Annotated in this window: 2 protein-coding genes; one reads left to right on the top strand and one right to left on the bottom strand. The window is 73.4% G+C overall.

Translation table 11 applies throughout. The features are described from left to right. Nucleotides 1-9 precede the first annotated feature (9 nt). Nucleotides 10-3,732 (top strand): type I polyketide synthase, encoded by a 3,723-nt coding sequence (locus ACH4FX_RS40360; protein WP_398486562.1) that lies wholly within the window; start codon nucleotides 10-12, stop codon nucleotides 3,730-3,732. Nucleotides 3,733-3,797: 65 nt separating this feature from the next. Here ACH4FX_RS40360 and ACH4FX_RS40355 read toward each other — a convergent pair whose 3' ends face one another. After that, a complete protein-coding gene (locus ACH4FX_RS40355; protein ID WP_398486556.1) occupies nucleotides 3,798-4,988 on the bottom strand; it encodes a cytochrome P450 in 1,191 nt (396 codons plus the stop codon). Nucleotides 4,989-5,250 lie beyond the last annotated feature (262 nt).

Below are 5,250 nucleotides of genomic sequence, written 5' to 3'. Positions count from 1 at the left end.
GAGTACTGGGTGCGGCATGTGCGGGAGACGGTGCGTTTCGCGGACGGTGTGCGCGCCCTGGCTGACGAAGGTGCCTCCGTGTTCCTGGAGTTGGGGCCGGACGGTGTGCTGACGGCGATGGCCCAGCACACCCTGGACGAGACGGCCGTGGCCGTCCCGGCGCTGCGCAAGGACCGGCCCGAAGAGACAGCTCTGCTGACCGCGCTGGCGCGGCTGCACGTCACCGGTGTGGCGGTGGACTGGTCCGGAGTCTTCGACGGTACCGGCGCCCGCCGCGTGGACCTGCCCACCTATCCTTTCCAGCACCGGCGGTACTGGCCCAGGCCCGCGGCGTCGGCCGGTGACGCGACCGGCATGGGCCTGCTTCCGGCGCAGCACCCTCTGCTGGGCGCGACGCTCACCCTCGCGGACTCCGGTGAGGTGCTGTTCACCGGCAGGCTCTCGTTGCAGACGTACCCCTGGCTGACCGACCACGCCATCGGCGACGACGTCCTCTTCCCGGGCGCCGGCTTCCTGGAACTGGCCGTGCGCGCCGGGGACCAGGTCGGCTGCGACCGGGTCGAGGAGTTCGTCCTGCTCGCCCCGCTGGTGCTCACACAGGAGAGCGCCGCGCAGGTCCAGGTGCTGGTCGGCGCCCCCGACGAGACGGGTGCCCGGACGGTGTCGGTGCACTCGCGCTCCGACGGCGCCCCCGGCCAGGAGTGGATTCAGCACGCCAACGGCACCCTGACCACCGGGGAGCGGATCGCCGACTTCGGTTCCCAGGAGTGGCCGCCGCGGGACGCGGAGGCCGTGGACCTGGAGGGCTTCTACGACGGGACCGGGTACGGCCCCGCCTTCCAGGGCCTGCGCGCGGTGTGGCGGCGCGCGGACGAGGCATTCGTCGAGGTCGCCCTGCCGGGCCAGGTCGCGGAGGAGGCGGAGTCCTTCGGCATCCACCCGGCGCTGCTGGACGCGGTGCTGCAGACCCACCGGATGGCCGGCGTCGGCGGTGACGAGGACCAGCTCATCCCGTTCGTCTGGCAGGGCGTGTCCCTGCACGCGGGCGGCGCCTCGGTCCTGCGGGCCCATGTCGTCAAGACCGGCGACGACTCGGTGTCCATCGCGGCCGTCGACGTCGAAGGCGCACCCGTACTGTCCGCCGAAGCGCTGGTGCTGCGCGGCCGGCTGGCCGGTGCGGCATCCCCGGCCACGCGGCGCGACGCGCTGCTGACACTGGACTGGGTGGCCGCCCCCGAGGTCCAGCCCGCCGGTGCCCACTGCGTGTCGCTGGGCGCGGACGAACTCGGCGTGGGCGCGTCGGTCGCCTCCCTGGCGGACCTCACCGGCGACGAGGAGCTCGTCGTGGTCCCCGTGTCCGGTACGGGCGACGACGTGCCCGCCGCGGCGCACCGGCTCACCACTCGGGTCCTGGGCCTGCTCCACGAGTGGGAGGAACGGCCGGCATCCGGCACCGCGCGCCTGGTGTTCGTCACCCGTGGCGCCGTCTCCGCCCGCGAGGGCGAGCCCGCGCAGGACCTGGCCGGGGCCGCGGTGTGGGGCCTGGTGCGCTCGGCGCAGTCGGAGAACCCGGGACGCCTCGCCCTCCTGGACCTGGAAACCGGGGACGGGGGACTCGCCGCGGTGCTCCCGGACCTGCCCGGCCTGCTGGCCAGCGGGGACGAGCAGTTCGTGGTGCGGGCGGGCACCGTCCGGGTGGGCCGGCTGGCTCTCCTGGGCGGTGACGAGGGACTGCCGCCGCGCGCCTGGGCGCCGGACGGCACCGTACTGATCACCGGCGGTACCGGCGGCCTGGGCCGCGAACTCGCCCGGCATCTGGTGACCGAGCGCGGCGTACGCCATCTGCTGCTGGTCAGCCGCAGCGGCCCGGACGCCCCCGGAGCAGCGGAACTGCGCGGCGAACTGGCCGGCCACGGCGCCGAGGCCACCCTCCTCGCCTGCGACGTGGCCGACCGCGAGGCGGTCGCCGCGGCCGTGGCGTCGGTGCCCGCCGCCCACCCGCTGACCGCCGTGGTCCACACGGCTGGCGTTCTCGACGACGGTGTGGTGACCTCGCTGACCCCCGAGCGGCTGTCCGCCGTGCTGCGCCCGAAGGCGGACGCCGCCTGGCACCTGCACGAGGCCACCAAGGATCTCGACCTGGCCGCGTTCGTGCTGTACTCCTCCATCGCGGGCGTGACCGGCGCCCCCGGCCAGGGCAACTACGCCGCGGGCAACGTCTTCCTCGACGCGCTCGCCCGGCACCGCGCGGCGCACGGCCTGCCCGCGCAGTCCATCGCGTGGGGCGCGTGGGCCCAGAGCGCCGGCATGACCGCCGGACTGTCCGAGGCGGACCTCCAGCGGAGCGCCGCGTACGGCGCCACGCCCCTGACCGTCCAGCAGGGCCTGGCGCTGTTCGACGCGGCCGTGGCGTGCGACGCGGCCCACCTCGTCGCGCTCGCCCGGACCTCGGGCCCGGCGCGTCTCGACGGCCCGGTGCCCCCCGTACTGCGCGGCCTGTTCACCTCCCGCCGCCGCGCCGCCGGGGCCACCACCGGCGCCGATACGGCCGGCGGGCTCGCCCGGCGGGTCGCGGGACTGGACGAGGACGAGCGGATCGCCGTCCTGGTGGACCTCGTACGGACCGAGGCCGCCGCCGTGCTCGGGCACGCCTCGGCCCAGGGCGTCGAGACCCACCGGGAATTCCTGGAGATGGGCTTCGACTCACTGACCTCCGTCGAGCTCCGCAACCGGCTCGGCGCGGCCACCGGGCTGCAACTGCCCGCGACCGTGGTCTTCGAGAACAAGTCCCCCGAAAAGCTCGCCACCTGGCTGAGCGGTGAACTCGTGGCACGTCCGGGCGCGGGCGCCACCGCGTCCGGGGCCCGGCTTACCGGCGCGGCCGACGGCGAGCAGGTCGACTGGCTGGAGCAGCGCTTCCTCACCGCCATCAGGGAGGACAAGATCCCGGAAGCCATGCGGCTGGTGTCGGCCATGGGCGGCGTCGGCGGCCCGTCCTTCGAGAACACCGCCGAGCTGGAGGACCTGCCGCTGCCGACCACACTCGCCGAGGGTCCCGGCTCGCCGCGGCTGATCTGCATCAGCACGCCCACCGCCAACGGGGGCGTCCAGGAGTACGCCAGGTTCGCCGCCCGCTTCCGGGGGAAGCGCAAGGTCAGCGCCCTGCCGCTGGTCGGCTTCGCCCCGGGCGATCCGCAGCCGGCCACGGCCGAGGTCGCCGCCAGGACCATCGCGGAAAGCGCGCTGCGGGCGAGCGACGGCGAGCCCTTCATCCTGGTCGGCCACTCCTCCGCCGGATCGTACTCCTACGCGGCGGCGGGCCTGCTGGAGAGCACCTGGGGGATCAAGCCCGCGGGCCTGGTGCTGCTGGACACCCTCAGCATCCGGCACGAGGCGCACGAGGAGATCGACTACGGCGGCCTGCTGCGGGCGAACTTCCTCGCCGCGGAGGCCTCCCAGGTGCGTATCACCAACGCCAAACTGTCCTCGATGGGGCGGTGGATGCGCCTGCTGAACAGCATCGACGTCCAGCAGATGACCGCCCCCGTGCTGAGCGTCCAGGCGACGCGGCTGTACCCCGGCATCGAGGCCGACGGCGAGGGACTGAGCGAGAAGATCCCGACGGCGGAGATCGTCAAGCTGGACGCGGACCACCTCTCCATCGTCCGGTCGGACGCCCCGGCGGCCGCGGAGATCGTGGACGACTGGCTCGGCCGGGTCTTCGGAGCGTGACCGCGGCACCCTGACCCACGCCCCGGCGGGCGGCTTCCGAAGCCGCCCGCCGGGGTGCTGCTGTGCTACCAGACCACCGGCAGCTCGGTGAGGCCGCCGGACAGCCGGCCGTCCACCTCCCGCAGTTCGTCCGCCGGGAGCGCCAGGCGCAGACCGGGCAGCCGGGTGTACAGCCGGGTGAAGACCGTCTTCAGCTCGATCCGCGCCAGGGGCGCGCCGATGCAGTGCCAGATGCCGTGGGCGAAGGTCAGGTGCGGGTTGGGCGCCCGGGTGATGTCGAACCGTTCCGGTTCGTCGAAGGCCCGCCCGTCGAAGTTGGGGAGGCTGAAGTCGAACAGGACCAGGTCCCCGGACCGTATCGACGCCCCGCCGAACTCGATGTCCTCGGAGGCGTACCGCGGCAGGACCGATCCGCCGGCCTTGGCCGCCCGTAGTACTTCCTCCACGGCGTGTGCCATCTGACCGGGGTCCGCCAGCGCCGCCGCGCGCTGCTCTGGGTGGGCGTCCAGGAGCACCACCCCCTGGTCCATGACGGTGACGACGCTGTCCAGCCCGGCGAACAGCAGACCCACCGACAGCGTCGCCACGCGCTCGTCGGACAGCCCGCCCTCGGACAGCCGGGTGATGATGTCGGCGCCGGGCTCGGCCCGCTTCTGCGCGATCAGCTCCGCGGCGAACGCGAAGAGACCGCTCTGCGCGCGCTGCACGCTCTCGCGGTCGTTCAGCTGGGCCATCCGGGACAGCAGCGTCGCCAGCTGCTCGCGGCTCTGCGGAGGCACACCGATGATGTCGCAGAGCACCGTCAGCGCAACCGGCATGGAGACGCCGTCGTGCAGGTCGGCGGGCGGCCCCTGGGCGATGAACCGGTCGAGTACGCCGTCCACGACCGCCGCCACCCGCGGTTCCATCTCGCGCACCCGCCGGGCGGAGAACATCGGGGTGAGCAGGCGGCGGGTCTCGGTGTGGGTCCGGCGTCCGACCTCGGCGTCGGTGTCGGTGATCATCAGGTCGAGGAACGGATTGCGTACGTACTGCGGCGCGTTCGCCGGGTCGGGGTGCGAGTGGCCGATCCTTTCGTCGTGGAGGAGCTGCTTGAGCTCGGCGTGGCGCGTCACCAGCCACCCTTCGTCCCCGGCGGGCGTACGTACCCGGCGGATCGGCCCTTCCTCCTGCAGTCGGCGCAGCAGCGGGCTCACCTTCAATAAGGCGGGCGGTTCGAGGTCGAGAGCGGGCAGGTCGCGGTGGGAAGCGGACATGAGGTCCTTTCACGTGTGTTTGCGTCGCGCTGCGCACCGTGCGCATGCGCGCAGGGCAAGTGGACGACGCTAGCGACGCCGGCACCCGGAATCCCTTAGTCCTTTTGCGCCGCGCCACCGGACGCGTACCTCCGCCGGGGAACCGAGTACTAGGGAAACCCGCAGTACACCCTGGATGAGGATGGCCCGTGGAAAGTGGGTCAGACGTGAGTGTCGACGCTCTGGGCCCCAGAACCGGCATTCCACGAGGGGTTGGCATCCG

This window comes from Streptomyces sp. NPDC018019 (genome assembly GCF_044327805.1).
In the GTDB taxonomy this organism is placed as follows: Bacteria; Actinomycetota; Actinomycetes; order Streptomycetales; family Streptomycetaceae; genus Streptomyces.
This window is presented reverse-complemented; position numbering and strand designations above follow the sequence as displayed.